Source organism: Pseudomonas quasicaspiana (genome assembly GCF_021147825.1).
Lineage (GTDB): Bacteria > Pseudomonadota > Gammaproteobacteria > Pseudomonadales > Pseudomonadaceae > Aquipseudomonas > Aquipseudomonas quasicaspiana.
In genome coordinates, this window is sequence record NZ_JAGTPI010000021.1 from 1 (window position 1) to 17862 (window position 17862).

Genomic DNA, 17862 nt, shown 5'->3' on the forward strand with positions numbered 1-17862 from the left:
GTCTGATGTACCGCTATCGCGGCCTCGCGGTGCTCGTGCGCTCCTACAGATTCATTATCAAATTACATCCCGACTCAGAAGAGAAAAAGAGAGATGACCAATAAACCACGCCTGCTTCTCCTCTGCGCCACCTTCACCAGCCTGACCGCCTGCGCAGTGACCCCCACGACTTCGCCCGCCCCTGCGGCGCTAGCACCTCTGATGGTAACCATCAGCGAACGCCTTGCCATCGCAGACCAGGTCGCGCTGACCAAATGGGACAGCGGAAAACCAATTCAGGACAGCGCCCGTGAAGCTCAGGTCATCGCAGCTGCCGCAACGCTCGCACCGACCTACAATCTGGATCCACAGGACGTCAGCCAATTCCTCGCTGCGCAGATCGAAGCGAACAAGCTGGTGCAGTACGCACTTCTCGCGAAGTGGTACGAAGCCGGTAAGGCGCCAGACACCCCACGGCCGGATCTGGTCGGGCAGATTCGCCCACAACTGGATCAGCTACAGACCCGATTACTGCGCGAATACTCAGCCTTTGCGCCGTACCGTCAGGACCCGCAATGCCCAAACTGGCTGATTCAACAGTCCCGACTGCAAGCCAAAGACCCGATTCATGATATTGCACTGACTCGCGCAGTCGGCGAGTTGTGCGTTATCCGTAAATGATCACGAGCCGCTTAAGCTGATTTATGTTCTATGCTGCGCCCATTACACCGCCAACTGCATCAACGCCACGGAGCCTGCATGCACCGAAGCCTCATCTGTCTGCTGCTGTTGATCGCATTGCCCGCAGCGGCGCAGATCTACAAATACACGGACGCCAACGGCAACGCCGCGTTCAGCAATCAGCCGCCTGATGGTGTGAAGGCCAAGGTTGTCGAACTGCCGCCGCTCAATAGCGTTGATACCCAGAAAATGGCGACCCCGGTGACACCACCGCAAAATCCGCAACCCCAGGCTCAGGCGCAAGCGGGCTACGAAACGCTGGAGTTGGCCGATCTTCCGACCGACGAGGCGTTACGCGCCAACAACGGCACCTTCACCGTTGGCGTATCGATCAAACCAAGATTGATGCAGGGGCATTTGCTGCAACTGGTGGTCGACGGCGACCTCTATGGCCAACCGGGCAACGTGCCGCGCCTGCAGGTCGTCAATATTGATCGTGGAGAGCACAGCTTTGCAGTGGCTGTGCTGGATAACGGCCGCATCATCCAGCAAAGCCCAACCATCACTCTGACGGTGCAGCGCGTTCATGTCGGCAAACCTTGAATCCCGGCTGAGTATCAGCATGCTCGCCTGGCTGCTGATTACCCTGCCCACATCAGCGCTTGCGGAGGTGTATACCTATACGGACGCACAAGGTAACCGGGTCTTCACCGATCAGCCTCACAAGAACGCGAAGCGCGTGGAGATCCTGCCCAGCAATAACACCACCGGATCGCCCCCCAAACGCACCGTCCAGCAAAGCGCGCCGCCCAAGGCAAAACCCAAAGCGATGTTTCGTTACGACCTGCTACGGATTCTGGTGCCAGAACCGGACGCAACGGTGCGCAGCGCCCAGGGCGAACTCATTGTCACCGTCACCAGCGACCCCGCCTTGCAGCCGGGTCATAGCTATCGGCTCCTGGTTGATGGTCAGCCTTACGCCCAAGCCGGACGAAGCCCTGTCTTCCCGTTGAAGAATGTTGATCGAGGCACCCACCAGCTCGCGGTGGAGATTCTCGATGAGACAGGACGCGTGCTGGAAAAAACGCCGAATCAGCCCTTTCACCTGCTGCGTATTTCACTGGCGCAAAAGCGTCTCGCCAATCCCTGCAAAACCGCCGAATACGGCATCCGGCCTGAGTGCCCCATAAAGGACAAACCAGAAGAAGAGAGCAGCATCCTGCCTTTCTTTTGATTCAGATTCCCCTCCCCAAACACCAAAGCCCTAAATTGGTGCAAGATATTGCAAGCCAGCGGACCCACCACCCCATTTTGGTTCGAAAATGGTCCGCACCAATGAACCATTCAAACGCACTGTCCAAAAAAAGCCCGATTTTGCAGATTAAACGCTTCTTTTCGGAGCCTTGGTTTGGTTTTTGCAACTTGGCTATAACAGCACCTTTATCTGCACTGGATACAAACGTATCAGTGGCGTTACCCACGCTGGAGAAGACCAACCAGCGCCTGCGACCCGAGGCTCGCCTGGAATCGCAATGAGCCAAAAGAGGTCAACGACTTTAATGACTATCAGCGACGCGCTGCACCGTTTGTTACTCGACAACCTGACCACTGCCACCATTCTGCTCAATGCCGACCTGCGCCTTGAGTACATGAACCCGGCAGCGGAGATGCTGCTGGCCATCAGCGGTCAGCGCAGCCATGGGCAATTCATCAGCGAGCTGTTCACTGAATCTGCAGAAGCCCTGAGCTCCCTGCGCCAGGCGGTGGAACAAGCGCACCCGTTTACCAAACGCGAAGCCATGCTCACCGCCCTTACCGGCCAGACACTGACGGTTGATTACGCGGTAACGCCAATCCTCAGCCAGGGCGAGACCTTGTTGCTGCTGGAGGTCCATCCGCGTGACCGTCTGCTGCGCATCACCAAAGAAGAAGCGCAGCTGTCCAAGCAGGAAACCACCAAAATGTTGGTGCGTGGCCTGGCTCACGAAATCAAGAATCCACTCGGCGGTATTCGCGGCGCAGCGCAATTACTCGCCCGTGAGCTGCCTGAAGAGAGTTTGAAGGACTACACCAACGTCATCATCGAGGAAGCCGACCGCCTGAGAAACCTGGTGGATCGCATGCTCGGATCGAACAAGTTGCCTTCGCTGGCCATGACCAACGTGCACGAAGTGCTCGAACGCGTCTGCAGCCTGGTCGAAGCAGAAAGCCAAGGGTGCATCACGCTGGTGCGCGACTATGATCCAAGTATTCCCGACGTATTGATCGACCGCGAACAGATGATTCAGGCCGTGCTCAATATCGTGCGAAATGCGATGCAGGCCATCAGTAGTCAGAACGAGCTGCGTCTGGGCCGGATCAGCCTGCGCACCCGTGCGATGCGTCAGTTCACCATCGGCCATGTGCGTCACCGGCTGGTCAGCAAAATCGAAATTATCGACAACGGTCCTGGAATCCCCGCGGAGCTTCAGGAAACCATTTTCTACCCGATGGTCAGTGGCCGCCCTGACGGCACTGGGCTCGGTCTTGCGATAACGCAGAACATCATTAGTCAGCACCAGGGGCTGATCGAGTGTGACAGCCATCCTGGCCACACCACCTTCTCGATCTTCCTGCCGCTGGAACAAGGAGCAGCTTCGACATGAGCCGTAGTGAAACTGTCTGGATCGTAGATGACGATCGTTCCATTCGTTGGGTTCTGGAAAAAGCCTTGCAGCAAGAAGGCATGACCACACAAAGCTTCGACAGCGCCGACGGCGTGATGAGTCGCCTGGCTCGTCAACAACCGGATGTGATCATCTCCGACATCCGCATGCCGGGTGCCAGTGGCCTGGACCTGTTGGCGCGCATTCGCGAGCAACACCCACGCCTGCCGGTCATCATCATGACCGCCCATTCAGACCTCGACAGCGCTGTTGCCTCTTATCAAGGCGGCGCGTTCGAGTACCTGCCAAAACCATTCGACGTCGATGAAGCCGTTTCTCTGGTCAAGCGTGCCAACCTGCATGCCCAGGAACAGCAAGGCATGGACGTTGCGCCGACACTGACCCGCACCCCTGAAATCATTGGCGAAGCGCCAGCGATGCAGGAAGTGTTTCGGGCCATCGGCCGTCTGAGCCACTCCAACATCACCGTGTTGATCAACGGCGAGTCAGGGACCGGTAAAGAACTGGTTGCCCACGCCTTGCATCGCCACAGCCCACGCTCGGCCTCGCCGTTCATTGCGCTGAACATGGCTGCGATTCCAAAAGACTTGATGGAATCGGAACTGTTCGGCCACGAAAAAGGCGCGTTTACCGGCGCAGCAAACCTGCGTCGCGGCCGTTTCGAACAAGCGGATGGCGGCACGCTGTTCCTCGATGAAATCGGCGACATGCCTGCTGACACTCAAACCCGTTTGCTACGGGTTCTGGCTGACGGCGAGTTCTATCGCGTGGGCGGCCACACGCCGGTCAAAGTTGACGTGCGCATCATTGCGGCGACTCACCAGAACCTGGAAACACTGGTGCAGGCTGGCAAATTCCGGGAAGACTTGTTTCACCGTCTGAACGTGATTCGTATCCACATCCCGCGCATGTCGGATCGTCGCGAAGACATCCCGACTCTGGCCAAACACTTCCTTAGCCGTGCGGCGCAGGAACTGGCGGTCGAACCGAAACTGCTCAAGGCGGAAACCGAGGAATACCTCAAACACCTGCCTTGGCCAGGTAACGTGCGTCAGCTGGAAAATACCTGCCGCTGGATCACCGTCATGGCCTCGGGCCGTGAAGTGCACATCAGCGACCTGCCACCCGAGCTGCTGAGCCTGCCGCAAGATGCAGCGCCGGTGACCAACTGGGAACAGGCATTGCGTCAATGGGCCGATCAGGCTTTGGCCCGCGGCCAATCCAGCCTGCTGGACAGCGCCGTGCCGACCTTCGAGCGCATCATGATCGAAACCGCCCTCAAGCATACCGCTGGCCGTCGTCGCGACGCCGCCGTGCTGCTGGGCTGGGGCCGCAACACCTTGACTCGCAAGATCAAGGAACTGGGCATGAAGATTGATGGTGGTGACGATGACGAGGGTGATGAAGGCTGATTAAAGCCCTCACCCAAAAAGCCCGGGGTTGCGTATGCAGCTCTGGGCTTTTTTGCTTTTGCACGCTGCTGGATGCAGACACCGCGTTGTCTCGCATCAACCATGGGCGCCTGTAGGAGTGAGCTTGCTCGCGATTGCGATCTCACCGTCATAACCGGATTGTCTGCTACAACGCTTCACGAGCAAGCTAATCTCTCATCAAAAATGCAAAACAACTGGATTGAAATGCACTCTCTGAGCCGCCCCGGTGTCACTGACACCGTGCTGTCACACAGCAAACAGATATCAATGTGGGAGCGGTGTTTGCCCGCGATAAGGGCGACGCGATTTAAATGGGAATTGCGGTGTTCTTATCGCGGGCAAGAACCGCTTCCACAAAAAACCGCATCTACTCAGTGATTTATCTTGTTTGACGAGAGCTGCCTAAGGCAGCGAAGCATTTATCCTGACACGCCGCGATCGCAGCCTTCGGCAGCTCCTACAGGTCCTGTGTTTTGCTCAGGTTTACCCAACATCAATGCCAATCCATGCCTGTTTATAACTGCGTACAGCATGTAAAAGTATCGGCACATTCAAAATGGAGGTGGACCATGAATCAGAACAATCCTCGCAAAGTCGCCATTGTCACTGGAGCGTCTCGCGGCATCGGTGCAGAGATCGCCAAACGCTTGTCAGCCGATGGTTTTGCAGTGGTCGTCAACTACGCCAACAGCGCCAGCGAAGCTGACTCACTGGTGGCAGAGTTGATCGCCGATGGCGGTCAGGCCATCGCGGTCAAAGCCAACGTGGCCGACACAAACGAAGTCCGCGCCATGTTTGACCTGACCGAGCAAAAACTGGGCAAGATCGACGTGCTGGTCAACAACGCCGGGATCATGAAAACCATGCCCATTGCCGAGACCAGCGACGAACTGTTCGAACAGACCTTCGCCATCAACACACGCGGCACCTTCAACACATTGCGTGAAGCCAGTGCTCGAATGAACGACGGCGGGCGGATCATCAACTTCTCCAGCTCGGCGCTGGCGCTGAACATTCCTGGCTACGCGATCTACAACGCGACCAAAGCCGCGGTTGAATCATTCACCCATGTGTTCGCCAAAGAACTGCGCGGACGCAACATCACCGTCAACGCAGTAGCACCCGGTCCCGTAGCTACCGAGCTGTTCCTGAATGGCAAAACCGAAGAGCAAATCAAGAACTTCGCAAACATGCCGCCCCTGCAACGCCTGGGTCAGCCAGAAGACATCGCCAATGTCGTGTCCTTTCTCGCCGGGCCGGAATCGGGCTGGGTCAACGGGCAGATCCTGCGTGCCAACGGTGGGTTGGCGTAGATCGGTGTGAGCCGAGTTGCTAACTCTAAGCCCTGAAGGAGACTCTATGTTGGCCTGCAGAATGAATTCGGTCCCACAGGCTCATCATGAACCTGAAGCCGCACACAAATCCGTGGGAGCGAATTCATTCGCGAAGGGGCCGGTACATTCGATGTATCTGTGCTGTCAGGAATACCGCTTTCACGAATGAAGTGGAGCGCCACCCCGGTCGGTCCCACAGGCCCACCATGAACCTGAAGCCGCACACAAATCCGTGGGAGCGAATTCATTCGCGAAAGGGCAGGTACATTCGATGTATCTGTGCAGTCAGGAATACCGCCTTCACGAATGAAGCCCACCTATAAGCGGTGCTTGCCCGCAATGAACGGAGACACGGTTTGACTGGCAACCGCGTCCAAACTTATCGCGAGCAAGCTCGGCTCCCACAGAATCTACGCAACTCTGTGGGACCGAGGTTTGATGGCCTCACTGGCCTACCGCACCAAATGCAGGAACTGCATATGGCGTTCGTACTGGTCAAGGATGTCGTTGATGACCTGCTCTTTGGTGTAACCCACCAGGTCATAATCCTGACTGCCCTCGCTCAGATGCACTTCGGCGCGGTAATAGCGGCGATTGTTCAACTGCTTGGAGCCCATCCCGCCACGCGCAAACGACGGCGTGAAGAAGCCCTTCATCATTACCTGATAAATGAACGGCCGCTCTTCGCCATGGCCGATTTCCAGGCTGACGCTGTCGTTGGCCGGATCAGGCTGAGTGACAACGTTCAGGCCTTTCTCGACAAACACGGCAGTCACGTCTTCGATAGCCGGGCGCACGGTTTGGTCGAGGAAGCGGTACACCTCGTCTCGCGACGGATAATGCACGGCCTGGCTCAAACGCTGACGCCAACCGCCACGTCGAGCGCCTGACACCGGAGCCAACGAATACAACTGTGCGATCTGACGCTGGGACTCCATGAAGAACGCCTTGTGCAGCCCCCACATCATCAAAAGCAGAATCAGCGAGAACGGCAACGACGTCAGCACCACCGCTGATTTCAACGCATCGATGCTGCCAGAGAACAGCAAGCCACTGGTCACCAGCGCAGTCGCCACACCCCAGAACACACGGAGCCACTTCGGACCGTCTTCATCCGCGTTACCGCCTTTGGCCGACAGCGTCGAAAGCACCACTGTGCCCGAGTCTGCCGAGGTGACGAAGAATACAAAGCTGATGAACACCGTCACCGCAATAACGGTTTTGCTCCATGGATAGGTTTCCAGTAGCAAGTAGAGCGTGCGCGACGGATCATCAATGGCCGACTGGCCCAGCGCGACCATGCCGTGATTGAGCACCTGATCGATGGCGCTGTTACCGAAAATCGACATCCACGCCAACGTGAAGCCCAACGGAATCAGCAGTACACCGAACACGAACTCACGAATGGTCCGACCACGGGAAATACGCGCAATGAACAGGCCTACAAACGGCGACCAGGCAATCCACCAGGCCCAGTAAAACACTGTCCAGCCGCCCAGCCATTCACTGGGCTTGTCGTAGGCATACACATCAAAACTCTTGGTGGTGATCGCCCCGAGGTAATCACCGATGTTCTGCACCAGCGTGTTAAGCAAATGCTGCGTCGGCCCGGCAAACAACACAAACAGCAGCAGCGCACAGGCCAGCAGCATGTTGATGTCGGACATGACGCGCACGCCCTTGTCGACACCGGCTATCGCCACCAGGATCGCCGCGCCCATCATCAGCGTGATCAGCCCGACCTGAATCCATTGGGTATGGGGAATATCAAACAGATAATCCAGCCCGGAATTGAGGTGCAAGACCCCAAAGCCCATATCAGCACCGAGACCAAAAATGGTCGCGATGATACCGAAGCCATCCACCGCATAACCGATGGGGCCATTGATGCGCTTACCGATCAGCGGGTACAGCGCGGAGCGCAGCGCCAACGGCAGATTATGGCGATACGCAAAATACGCCAGCGCCATGCCGACAAACGCAAACACACCCCAGCCATGCAGGCCCCAGTGCAGAAACAGCAACTGCATCGCCTGACGCGCCGCCTCAGTCGTGCCACCCTCGCCTTGCGGCGGCTGCAGCATGTGAGTCAGCGGTTCAGAGACGCAGAAGAAGAACAGCGTGATGCTGATCCCGGCAGCGAACAGCATGCCCGCCCAGGACAGATAACTGAATTCGGGTTCGTCGTGGTCGGCACCGAGCTTGATCTTGCCGTAACCAGACAAGGCGGTGACCACCACGAAGACCAGATAGATCGTCATCGCCAGCATGTAATACCAGCCGACCGTATTGGCCGCCCAGTTCTGCGCCGCCAGCAACCACTGACCAGCAGTCTCAGGGAAGGAAATGACCAGCACACCGAACAGCAAAATAACCGTCGCCGCGAAATAAAACACCGGCGGATTCATACGAACCATACCGCTGGATTGGCTAGCAGGTGCACTCATGAGCCATGCACCTCAAGGTCGTAGGCAAAGACAGCAACAAACGGATTAAGCAAGGGTAAGCCTCCTGTTATGAGCGGGCAGCGAACCACCGGTTTTAATTGAACGAGCGTTCAATTAAAACATGGAAGCCCCGCGACGGCTAATCGCGAGGCCGATGGAGGCTGGCTCAAGGGAGGTTATGACGCCCGGTTCACGGGAATCGTTCCGTGGTGGGACCGCTTGTCGGGTTGGGTAATTCCAGGTGGCTGAGGGGTTACCACTTCCACTCGGCTTCGCAAAATTCAGCGTGTGGCATAACGGTCTTCAGGAAGGCAACGAAGTCATCGATTCTGGCCTTTTCGAGGTGGACTTCGAAGCCTGCCAAGGGATCGGCATGAAAGCTGGGGACGACCATTTTTCGCTTGCGATCGATGAAGACGAGGTCATAGCGCGCCCAGTCAGTGGCATGGTGCTCAACGGGGTTTTCCCAGTTGAGAAGCTTAACTGCCGCAGCGATGGAAATACCCGCTGGCCCCGCAGCGATCCAAATCAGGCTTGGATCTATTGAGATCATGGAGAGGATGGCAATGAAGGCGAAGATGGCGAGGCCTTTGAAGAATACAGATCCAGACTTGGGGAAGTTCAGCCAGTACTCGACTTCGCAGCCGGATTCGGTAAAGCGGTAGCTGTAAACTGTTTTTTGCCGAACAACAGTAATCCAAAAAAATATCGTGATGGCTAAACCCACCCAACCTGTCAGCGACATCACATGCCTTGTACTTTCCTCGGAGTAGAAAAAACCCTCGCATACCAAAAAACCGCAGAAAAAAAATCCCAAAGCTGCCATTCCTATATCCATCGGCAACGTCGGGTGTGGATAGGCTTTTATTTCCCAAGCCACAAACGTTCTGCGGAGACCAATTCCATCCTCAACAACTGCACTTGAATTTGACATATAGGTATCCAATAGCATATTTAGACAGACTACTACGACCATACCTTTCCCCTTCCATTGGCCTCCAAAATATGCGGAGTAATGGGCTAATACCCAGCATCACCCTCTTCAAAATCTACGGTGGAAGGGGCGTAATGCTTGCAAGCTCTAATAAACTCATCAAACCGCTGCTTGGGCAAAAAAACCTCGAAATACATGTAGTTTTGTTCAAAAGGAATATCGGGATCGTATCTTCGTTGAAGGACCACGAGACTTCTCTTTCGATCCGCCACTATCAACTGCACTCTACCCCACTCAAAACTGCCGCTATCAATCTCATTCTCCCAGGCCAGCAACTTCAACGCAGCCGGGATGGTAATAGCGCCGACGCCGACCAAAGCAAAAATCATCATTGGCATGATTGAGATTATGGCCAGCACGGTGACCAATACAAAAACCGCAATGCCTTTGAATATCCAACCGGCGCACTTTGGAAAGTACAGCCAATAGTCGACTTCTCCACCCTTCTCAGAAATACGGTAGGAATAGAAGGTCTTTTGTCGAACGATTACAATCCAGATGAAAAAAACCAGCGCCATGCCAAACGCACCTGAATTTATAAATGAGTGCCTTGTATTTTCGTTCTCATGAAAAAAACACCGTAGAGAAAAAACATAAACGGAAATGCGCCAAGCGCAATCATGGGTACGTCCCCATATAACGTAGGATGTGCATGGGCCTTTATCTCCCAGCGCATGAAAATCGAGCTGGCTTCAGTCTCCAGCGGTACATCTGTGCCGATCGACGCTTCACGTACTTGTGCATTATCTTTCGCACTCATTTACTTAACTACTCTCATATAAGAAAACTTTAGTATTCGAGCTCCCCCCAAGTGGGGCAGGCCTGACCAGCCATCAAGCTTTGTGAAAGACAGGGTGCTTTCCGCGAGCAAGTTTTTGCTCGCTCCTAGTACGCACTCGCAGTCACTACAGCGGAACGGGTAGCTGCAAAGCGTCCGCGCGACCGCCTAATGATTCAACCGTCAGAGAGTTTTTACTTGAACCCACCACTCGACTTTCACTGCCATCACTCTCTCCCTCTGGGGTCAGTTCAATCTGATAGCGATAACCTTGGTCGCCTTCTCGAATGGTCAAAATGTGTTCCGGGTACCAAACTTGCAGTTCCAGGTATTTTGCGCTTTCAGTCAGCGGAACCCAGGTTTGCCAGATAACGTCTTCGTCTGCTGGCGGCGAAATGGTTTGCGGCGGCTCGTTGAAGCGAGCCTGAGTTTTGAGCGGCGAGACTCTTCGCCACTGAGCAACGGCCTCAACTGTGCCGTAGCCACTAAAGCAGTCCTTCAAACTATCGCCAACTCTCTCTACCGGAAAGCCAGGAAGCGGTCGGCCGCTTGCAGTCAAATTCACATGCGCCAATTCGCCTCGAGTAGCGCCAGGCAGTCGCAATTGCACCCAGGCGCCGTTTTGGGTCTCAGTTGGTAGATAACCAATATCAGGGAAGTAATGTTGGCTGGCATGGAATGTTGGCTTTATGAAAAGCGCCGGAGCGAGTTGAATTTCAAGGAACGTTTGATTCTCCTCATTTTGGTCTTTAAACCGCTCATCCGGGTAGCGAGACCACCGGCACTTGTGAAGCCAATGTCCGACTACGTCACGCTTCAAATAGTTGAGAGCTAGCGTCGACAACAAGTAGACCAGCCCTACTACTACCGCAAATGCCAAGGACACCGGATGCATGGCGACAGCAGCGAGCCCTCCATAGCCTGCAGTGGCCAATCCGCCGGCCAAAACCTGTCCAACTCCAATTGCAAAAAAACCAATAACCGCGGTGATTTTTATATTCATGATTTTTTTTTCGATAACTGCATCATTATGGGTGGAGTCATCTTTTAGGTCCCACCACTCTAATGACGCGGCCACAACCGCAAAGCCGCCGAGCCCAACCATCCGTGCGCCGAACCCACGAATCAACTTTCCCCAAGACGCAGTCTTTCCTGTCGTAGCGGCCCAATAGCTAGCCGACTGCTGTGTGATTTTCACGGTCTTGCTGTTGATTTGGGTCTCCAGCCCCTTCATCGCCCCCCATCCAGTCTCGACAAACACCGCCATCAACGCATTCCCGGTATACGCCGCCGCCGACGCTACCTTCGCCCAATCCTTCTTATTCAACTCACCATCCCGGCTGGCCGTCTCGTAGGTAACGAAGGTGTTAAGCAGGTTGATGGCTGCAATACCCCAGGTGATAGCACCTGCATTAAGCCCATGTTCGGCGCTCCAGGCTTTGGCCTGTTTGCTCCATTCCTGGGTGAGCTGGCCGTGTTTGGCGAAGAAATTCGAGATCTTGGTCTGCATGACCTGACCGTAGCGCTTGCTGCGATAGTCAAACAGCAGCGGCTCGTTGAGCCTGTGCTGTGTCAACCGGTGCTGAATGTCTTGCATGATCGAAGCAAGAGCACGGCGGTCGTATTGTTTGGCCTGATAGAGCCAGCGATATTGAGCGGTTTTGTAAAGATCACGCCCCTTGTTGAGCTCGGTCTTCCAGGCAGCGTGTTGTTTGGTGAAGTCCTCGTCGATTTGCAGTTTCTCGGGGTGGTTGAGCAGTACATGCCCCATGAGCAGATTGCGCAGCATAAAGGCAGCGTTTTGATTGATGGCACCGCCGGCCAAACGACTGTCGACCGGAAAGAACGCCAGCTGGATATTTTCCAGGGTCGCCTTGCCTGCACCTTTTGCCAGATCAACCAAGGCATTCAGGGTCATTTGCGCCGGTTCGCTCAGCGCCTTGATCCACGGTTTTTCTGCCAAGGCATCGTGGGTGAGGAATCCGTTCAGTTCTCCTGCCCGCCCTACCAATGCCGTGACATCGGAAATGCCCTGCATCACGCGATTGGCTTCATTGGTCATGGCATCTTTGATCACATGGGAGAAGCCGAAACGAGCATGGCCGAACAGGGTTTTGCTGTTCTCTTCCTCCGCTTGCAGCCAGCGAGAGAACGTGAGGTCCTGACTCAGGTTGCAAAGCAGGTCGGACACCACTTCCAGCAAACACAACAGCGAGGTTGAATGAGTGGTGTCGATGAACAGCCGAATCGGATCGGTGCCGACATAGCCGACTAATGCCTTGATGTCATTCTGGGTTTCAGTGACGTGAGCACGAAAGATCTTCAGTTGCGCGTTCTGGGTGTCGGAGTATTCCCGCGCCGCTTCCAGATCGACCTCTCGACGCCACTTGCTGCGGTCCTGCCAGCTTTTGCGCAACGCTGGATCAGGCAAATCGCCGTACTTCCCCTTTATATCCTCGCCCAAATGCTGCGACGGGCGTTCGGCAAGACCATAAGTCAGCGTGTCCTGCCCTTCGGCGGCATCATCCTCGGCCTGAAGCTGTTCAAAGTATGCTTCCACATCTCGGATGTACTGCCGCGCTTTCGCCTCGTCATTAAGCACCGAAGCGGGCAGTAGAGACTTGTCCCCCGCTGCACCGCATAGTTTTTCTACGACGCACGCAATGTTCAGCGCGTGCTCATGCTCCAGCTGAAACGCATGAAGCGCGGCTTGATCAGTCGCGAGCTGCATGCCTAGGTCTTCGAGCATGGCAAGGGGGTCGTCCAGCGCGATCAATACCGAACTGGATTTGTCCTCGACGCTGCCGGTCCAGACAACATCGGCGGCAAGGGGAACAGAAGGGTATTTGCCCTCGTCGTTTGCCTTAGGGGGATGGGCGGAATCAGCAAAGCGCCCGTCGTGTTTGACGGGATGGGGATCTACGTCTGCCACTACCCCTTTGCTCAGGCGGGTCAAAGGCAGCGTATGCCATGCGCTCATCTGTCTGCTGTAGTCGCGTAAGTCCAGCTCCCGCAGCCACGATGCACGCTTCACGCCGCTGGCACTCATCAACTGGCACATGCGCCAGGTCCATTGAAACGGCGAGAAGGCCATGCGCAACTTGTGAGTGCGGGGATAAAGAAGGTGGCTGCGGCTTTCACCTGAGGCAGACCGGATATCTTGCTCGACTTCGCCCCAGACAATCCGAGTCAGACTCGCGTCATGCGCCTGAAAGCGGTACTCGTGCAGCACTTCATCCGTCTCGTCGTAGACGTACACAAAACCATCGCGCAGCTGTCGCAAGGTGTAGCCGCGGCTTTGCAGTTTGGGAGGGCATTTCCATTTGCCTTCTGCACTCAGTGGCGTGAGCTGACTCGGATCGACGTCATAGCGGGAGCGATCCAGCGCATAGCGCATGGGCACAATGGCGATGTCCGGACCTTTGAACGGGCAGACGCCCGGATTAGCCATGGGCTTATCGGAGAACTGAGCGTTGCGACACTGCTGAGGGTTGCCGTTTTTATCAGCCATGAGCGTTATCCTTTTGCGCATAGCGGTGCGCGTCGAAAGCTTTGATTCGTGCTTCGGGAGACAGGCGGGCGTGTGCCGGATCGAGGGTCAGCCAGTTTTGGTAATGGCCATGCGGGCGAGTGGCGAAGTCCTGACCATCGTCGGCGCAGGCCTCGATCCAGATAACCAACCCTCGCTCGCTTAAAAGTCCCCATTCCAGGCCTGCTGCCAGGCTTGAGTCCAACCAGTCAGTGATCTGCGGGCTACTCATGTCGAGAAAGAACGAAGGGGTTCGCTCACTGATCCAGGCGTGGACACGCCCAAGAAAACGCCAGTGTTGGGTTCGCTCAAGCGCGAGTATCTGGTCAGGGCCCAAGAGTGCGCAGCGGTTGTCCCAAGGCAATCCGGTATGGCGTCCGCTGAATGTCTGCCACGGCAACTGCGAACGCGGCGCCCAAGTCTGCTTTGGCGTGGCTACCCACCAATGCTGGATGGGTCCCAGATGCAGGTTTTCCGATCCAGAAAAACTCGACAGCCAAAAGTGCGCCACCAGCGGATCGGCGAAGCGCAGTAAACCGCTCCCACCGTTACAGTCGAGCGGGCTGATGAGCCGACGAAGGTGAGTGGCGACTTCCTGAATCGAAGCCTCGCTAAAAATCAGCGTGGAGTCTGCCCATAGCGCCTCATCAACGAGCCACTCCGACAGAAGCGTACTGCCCGACATAGGCTTGACCAGAATCGGCCCGAGGTCGTAAAGGTCTTTCCAGCGAGTCCCCAAATACAGCGGGTCGATTTCAAACATTTCATGACGCTGATAAAGGCTGGCCAGTGCGCCGGGCCTTAACGCGCCGTCGATCAATAGGTAATTGGCAAAGGAGGGGGCGTTGTTCATGACTAACCTCCCTGCGCCAGATCTTCTGCTTTGGCGGCTTCGCAGGCCTCGCAGCGGGCAGGAAGAACTTCGAACTCGTCACGGAGGGCTTGAACCGAGACGTCCATCACCGGTGTGGACGGACCGCCCGGAACCGCCACTCTTTTTTCGAGAGGCACCGGCGGGAGCGGAACCGCAGGCATGCCCAGAAAAGGAACCCCACCCAACAAAATCGGCACGCTGGTAAAAATCCCTGCTGGCGTAATCGATATCCAGTGACCGCCCGCCTTGATCGTCGTACTCAACGTGGCGTCTATGACCATGTTCTGCCCGGCGGACAGGTGTATTTCCTGCGCAGTGCTGACCAGATGATTAGCCGCGCTGATGTGCTGATTACCGACCACCGTCAATGAGTCATCGGCCAGCACCTGGGTTTTGCGTGCCCCATGGGTAAGGTGGTGTTCTTCGCCATGCAGCTCGTGGCTGGACAGCCCGGTGACGTTGACCTTGCGCTGGTTATCTACCTGGATCGACTGATCGTTCAGTACATGCTCAGACCAGTTGCGTTGAGCGCGGATGGAAATGGATTCGGCACCTTTGCGGTCTTCGATGCGCAGTTCGTTGAAGCCTGCGCCGCCTGGGCTGCTTTGGGTTTTGAGCACGGTCTGGGTGTTCTGCATAGGCAGGTTCAGCGGCGCTCGGGTACCGGCATTGGGCAGGCAGGCCTGCACGTAAGGCTGGTCGGGATCGGCTTCGAAGTAACCCACGATCACTTCCATGCCGACTCGAGGAATCATCACCGTGCCGTATTGCTCATGGGCCCAACCGGTGGCGACCCGCAGCCAGCAGCTGGAATGCTCGTTACGCGAGCCTTCACGATCCCAGAAGAACTTGACCTTGATCCGCCCGTATTCGTCGCAGTAGATCTCTTCGCCGGGCGGACCTGTAACTACCGCATGCTGGCTGCCTAAAACCCTTGGTTTGCGGTGCCTGAGCGGTGGACGAAACGGCACCTTCCCGGGGATGGCTTCAAAACGATTGCGATAGCCTTGAGTAAACGCTCCCGATGTCCGAGGCATCGACTCCTCCAGCACCTGCGGCTGTTTACCCTCATGGAACACCGACGTCAGCAACCACTGCTGGCTCCACGCCGGATTGGGATGTGTCAGTTCAAACAAGTGGCCACTGACCAGCGCACTTTGGTCACTCGAACCACTGGCTAACCGGACATCACTGCGGTTTCGCTCAAATGCCTTTTGCGCCTGACGCGTACCGACGCTGAGATCCGTGAACGGAGCCGGATACTGATAATCCTCCAGTTCCTTACGACCATCGCCGCCCGCACTGCTGAGCAGATCAACCTGAGGCAACTGAAAGTGATAGGTCTGATGGCTGGCCTTGCCCGAGCGCGTGGCGAGTCGCACGTTGAATCTGTTGATAACCGACGCGGCTGCAACCTGTCCGCTGCTTTGCACATAGGCGACTGCTGGCTTTAGCACCGGCAACTGAATAGGGTCGTCTGCAAACACCAGCAAATGCTCGTCAGGGCTGTGCTGGAAGTGAAAGTGGATGCCCTCTTCTTCGCACAGCCTGCGCACAAAATGCAGGTCGGTTTCCTGATACTGGGTGCAGTAATCACGGTGTTTGGAGGGCTCGCGCAATCTGAACGCAAACCCGTTGCTGAAAACGGCGTGATCCTTGAGGACCAGCGCGATGATTTCAGGAACGGTCTTGCCCTGAAAGATCCGATGATTGCTGCGGTATTCCAGACGCTTGAGGCTGGGCACCAGTTGCATGAAATAGTGGGTAAAGCGCTTGCCGGAATCACCCTGAGCGATTTCGCCGATCTGTCCGTGGAGACCATTACCGTCAGCGTCGAACCTCAGAAACGCCAGTCGGTGCAGCACGTCTTCCAGCTTGAGATTGGCCCGCTCGCTGACCAGCTCGATGCGCACACTGAACGGACGGCTGATGGATTCCTTTGCCGTAAAGGCCAGCACTCGAAAGTCATGCTCAAGCCCGGCAATTTCCAGCGTGAACGAAGCGCGGTTGGCGGGGTTGAACATGGGCAAGTCCTTGGCCTGAATAAAAGGCGGGACTTTGCACTAACGCTCAATAACAAGAAGTCGGATGCTGCGAACAGCATCCGTAGGATTTATCCCTATTAACAGGCGACAAAACATCAGAGGCCGACAGCTACTTCTGACTCCCATCATCCTGCTGCAACAAATTCGCCTGCGTAAGGTTGCAACCCGCTGGCACGCTACGCGTCAGCCAGACGTTGCCGCCAATAGTCGAACCTTTACCAATCGTGATGCGGCCCAGAATCGTGGCACCCGCGTAAATAACAACGTCGTCTTCGACGATGGGGTGGCGGGCGTGGCCTTTTTGCAGTTGGCCGTCTTCGTCCGCCGGGAAGCGTTTGGCGCCCAGGGTGACGGCTTGGTAGATGCGCACGCCCTCGCCGATGATGGCGGTTTCGCCGATGACGACACCTGTGCCGTGGTCAATGAAGAAGCTCGGGCCGATCTGCGCGCCGGGGTGGATGTCGATGCCGGTGGCGGAGTGGGCAATTTCCGAACTGATCCGGGCCAGCAGCGGCAAGCCTGCGCGATACAGATGGTGGGCGATGCGGTGGTGGATGACGGCGAGGATGCCGGGATAGCACAGCAGCACTTCATCAACGCTGCGCGCCGCCGGATCACCGTGATAAGCGGCCAGCACGTCAGTGTCGAGCAGCTTGCGCATCTCCGGCAAGGCCCGAGCAAAGCCCTGAATCAGGTCCAGTGCCTGTTTATCGAGGGCACGAACATCTTCAGAGCGTTGATGCGCCACGTAGCGCAGTTCCAAGCGGGCTTGCGCCAACAGCGCATTAAGAGCGACGTCGAGGGTATGACCGACATAGAAGTCTTCACTCTCTTCGCGAAGATCCACTGGCCCAAGGCGCATCGGGAACAGCGCGCCGCAGAGCGCTTCAAGAATGTCGCGCATGGCGGCGCGGGAGGGCAGTTCGCGGCCGCCATGCTCACCGCTGACCCGCTTGTTACGTGCCCGCCAATCATCACGCGCGGAGCGCAGTTCACTGACGATCTGCTGCAACTGCCAGTGACTGGATCGGCCTTCGGCGGATGCCTCTGGGGTATCACTCACGCTGACTCTCCTCGATTCGGGATACGGCTTTCTAGTGGT

The 17862-nt window shown here is 56.3% G+C and carries 15 protein-coding genes; 7 read left to right on the forward strand and 8 right to left on the reverse strand.

The annotated features are described in order from the left end of the window. Nucleotides 1-93: 93 nt before the first annotated feature. The 7 genes from KDX30_RS14280 to KDX30_RS14310 all read left to right on the forward strand — a co-directional run bounded on the left by KDX30_RS14280 (nucleotide 94) and on the right by KDX30_RS14310 (nucleotide 6072). Nucleotides 94-660, forward strand: coding sequence for a chorismate mutase (locus KDX30_RS14280; RefSeq protein WP_231676445.1), 567 nt, complete (start codon nucleotides 94-96; stop codon nucleotides 658-660). Between the two features lie 78 nt (nucleotides 661-738). Then, complete coding sequence (locus KDX30_RS14285) at nucleotides 739-1263, forward strand: DUF4124 domain-containing protein (RefSeq protein WP_231676448.1); 525 nt, start codon at nucleotides 739-741, stop codon at nucleotides 1261-1263. Between the two features lie 19 nt (nucleotides 1264-1282). Then, nucleotides 1283-1894 (forward strand): DUF4124 domain-containing protein, encoded by a 612-nt coding sequence (locus tag KDX30_RS14290; protein WP_231676451.1) that lies wholly within the window; start codon nucleotides 1283-1285, stop codon nucleotides 1892-1894. Between the two features lie 101 nt (nucleotides 1895-1995). Beyond that, a complete protein-coding gene (locus KDX30_RS14295; RefSeq protein ID WP_161628614.1) occupies nucleotides 1996-2196 on the forward strand; it encodes a hypothetical protein in 201 nt (66 codons plus the stop codon). A 23-nt stretch (nucleotides 2197-2219) separates the two neighbouring features. Next, on the forward strand, nucleotides 2220-3305 hold the full coding sequence (gene glnL / locus KDX30_RS14300; protein ID WP_027902132.1) for a nitrogen regulation protein NR(II): 1086 nt from the start codon (nucleotides 2220-2222) through the stop codon (nucleotides 3303-3305). Then, a complete protein-coding gene (gene ntrC, locus KDX30_RS14305; RefSeq protein ID WP_027902131.1) occupies nucleotides 3302-4738 on the forward strand; it encodes a nitrogen regulation protein NR(I) in 1437 nt (478 codons plus the stop codon). Before glnL ends, ntrC begins: the two co-directional genes overlap by 4 nt. A 590-nt stretch (nucleotides 4739-5328) precedes the next feature. After that, the gene (locus KDX30_RS14310; RefSeq protein WP_122705892.1) at nucleotides 5329-6072 is read left to right on the forward strand and encodes an SDR family oxidoreductase; all 744 of its coding nucleotides are present in this window, start codon (nucleotides 5329-5331) and stop codon (nucleotides 6070-6072) included. A gap of 473 nt (nucleotides 6073-6545) precedes the next feature. On the opposite strand, the gene betT is transcribed toward KDX30_RS14310, so the two are convergent. From betT to epsC, 8 genes are all read right to left on the reverse strand, one after another. Further along, the gene (gene betT, locus KDX30_RS14315) at nucleotides 6546-8501 is read right to left on the reverse strand and encodes a choline transporter BetT (protein ID WP_231676595.1); all 1956 of its coding nucleotides are present in this window, start codon (nucleotides 8499-8501) and stop codon (nucleotides 6546-6548) included. 292 nt (nucleotides 8502-8793) lie between these two features. Next, nucleotides 8794-9516, reverse strand: coding sequence for a hypothetical protein (locus tag KDX30_RS14320; RefSeq protein WP_231676452.1), 723 nt, complete (start codon nucleotides 9514-9516; stop codon nucleotides 8794-8796). 44 nt (nucleotides 9517-9560) lie between these two features. Continuing rightward, nucleotides 9561-10052 (reverse strand): hypothetical protein, encoded by a 492-nt coding sequence (locus tag KDX30_RS14325; protein WP_231676454.1) that lies wholly within the window; start codon nucleotides 10050-10052, stop codon nucleotides 9561-9563. 17 nt (nucleotides 10053-10069) lie between these two features. Next, nucleotides 10070-10294: a hypothetical protein gene (locus KDX30_RS14330; RefSeq protein ID WP_231676456.1), complete on the reverse strand. Its 225-nt coding sequence runs from the start codon at nucleotides 10292-10294 to the stop codon at nucleotides 10070-10072. Between the two features lie 145 nt (nucleotides 10295-10439). Beyond that, nucleotides 10440-13823, reverse strand: a complete 3384-nt coding sequence (locus KDX30_RS14335) for a toxin VasX (RefSeq protein ID WP_231676458.1) — start codon at nucleotides 13821-13823, stop codon at nucleotides 10440-10442. After that, nucleotides 13816-14694 (reverse strand): DUF4123 domain-containing protein, encoded by an 879-nt coding sequence (locus tag KDX30_RS14340; RefSeq protein WP_231676460.1) that lies wholly within the window; start codon nucleotides 14692-14694, stop codon nucleotides 13816-13818. Before KDX30_RS14340 ends, KDX30_RS14335 begins: the two co-directional genes overlap by 8 nt. A 2-nt stretch (nucleotides 14695-14696) precedes the next feature. Further along, nucleotides 14697-16739, reverse strand: a complete 2043-nt coding sequence (gene tssI / locus KDX30_RS14345) for a type VI secretion system tip protein TssI/VgrG (RefSeq protein WP_231676462.1) — start codon at nucleotides 16737-16739, stop codon at nucleotides 14697-14699. Nucleotides 16740-16869: 130 nt separating this feature from the next. Then, nucleotides 16870-17823 carry a serine O-acetyltransferase EpsC gene (epsC, locus tag KDX30_RS14350; RefSeq protein ID WP_099269177.1) on the reverse strand — a complete coding sequence of 318 codons (954 nt, stop codon included), beginning with the start codon at nucleotides 17821-17823 and terminating at the stop codon, nucleotides 16870-16872. Between the last annotated feature and the right edge of the window lie 39 nt (nucleotides 17824-17862).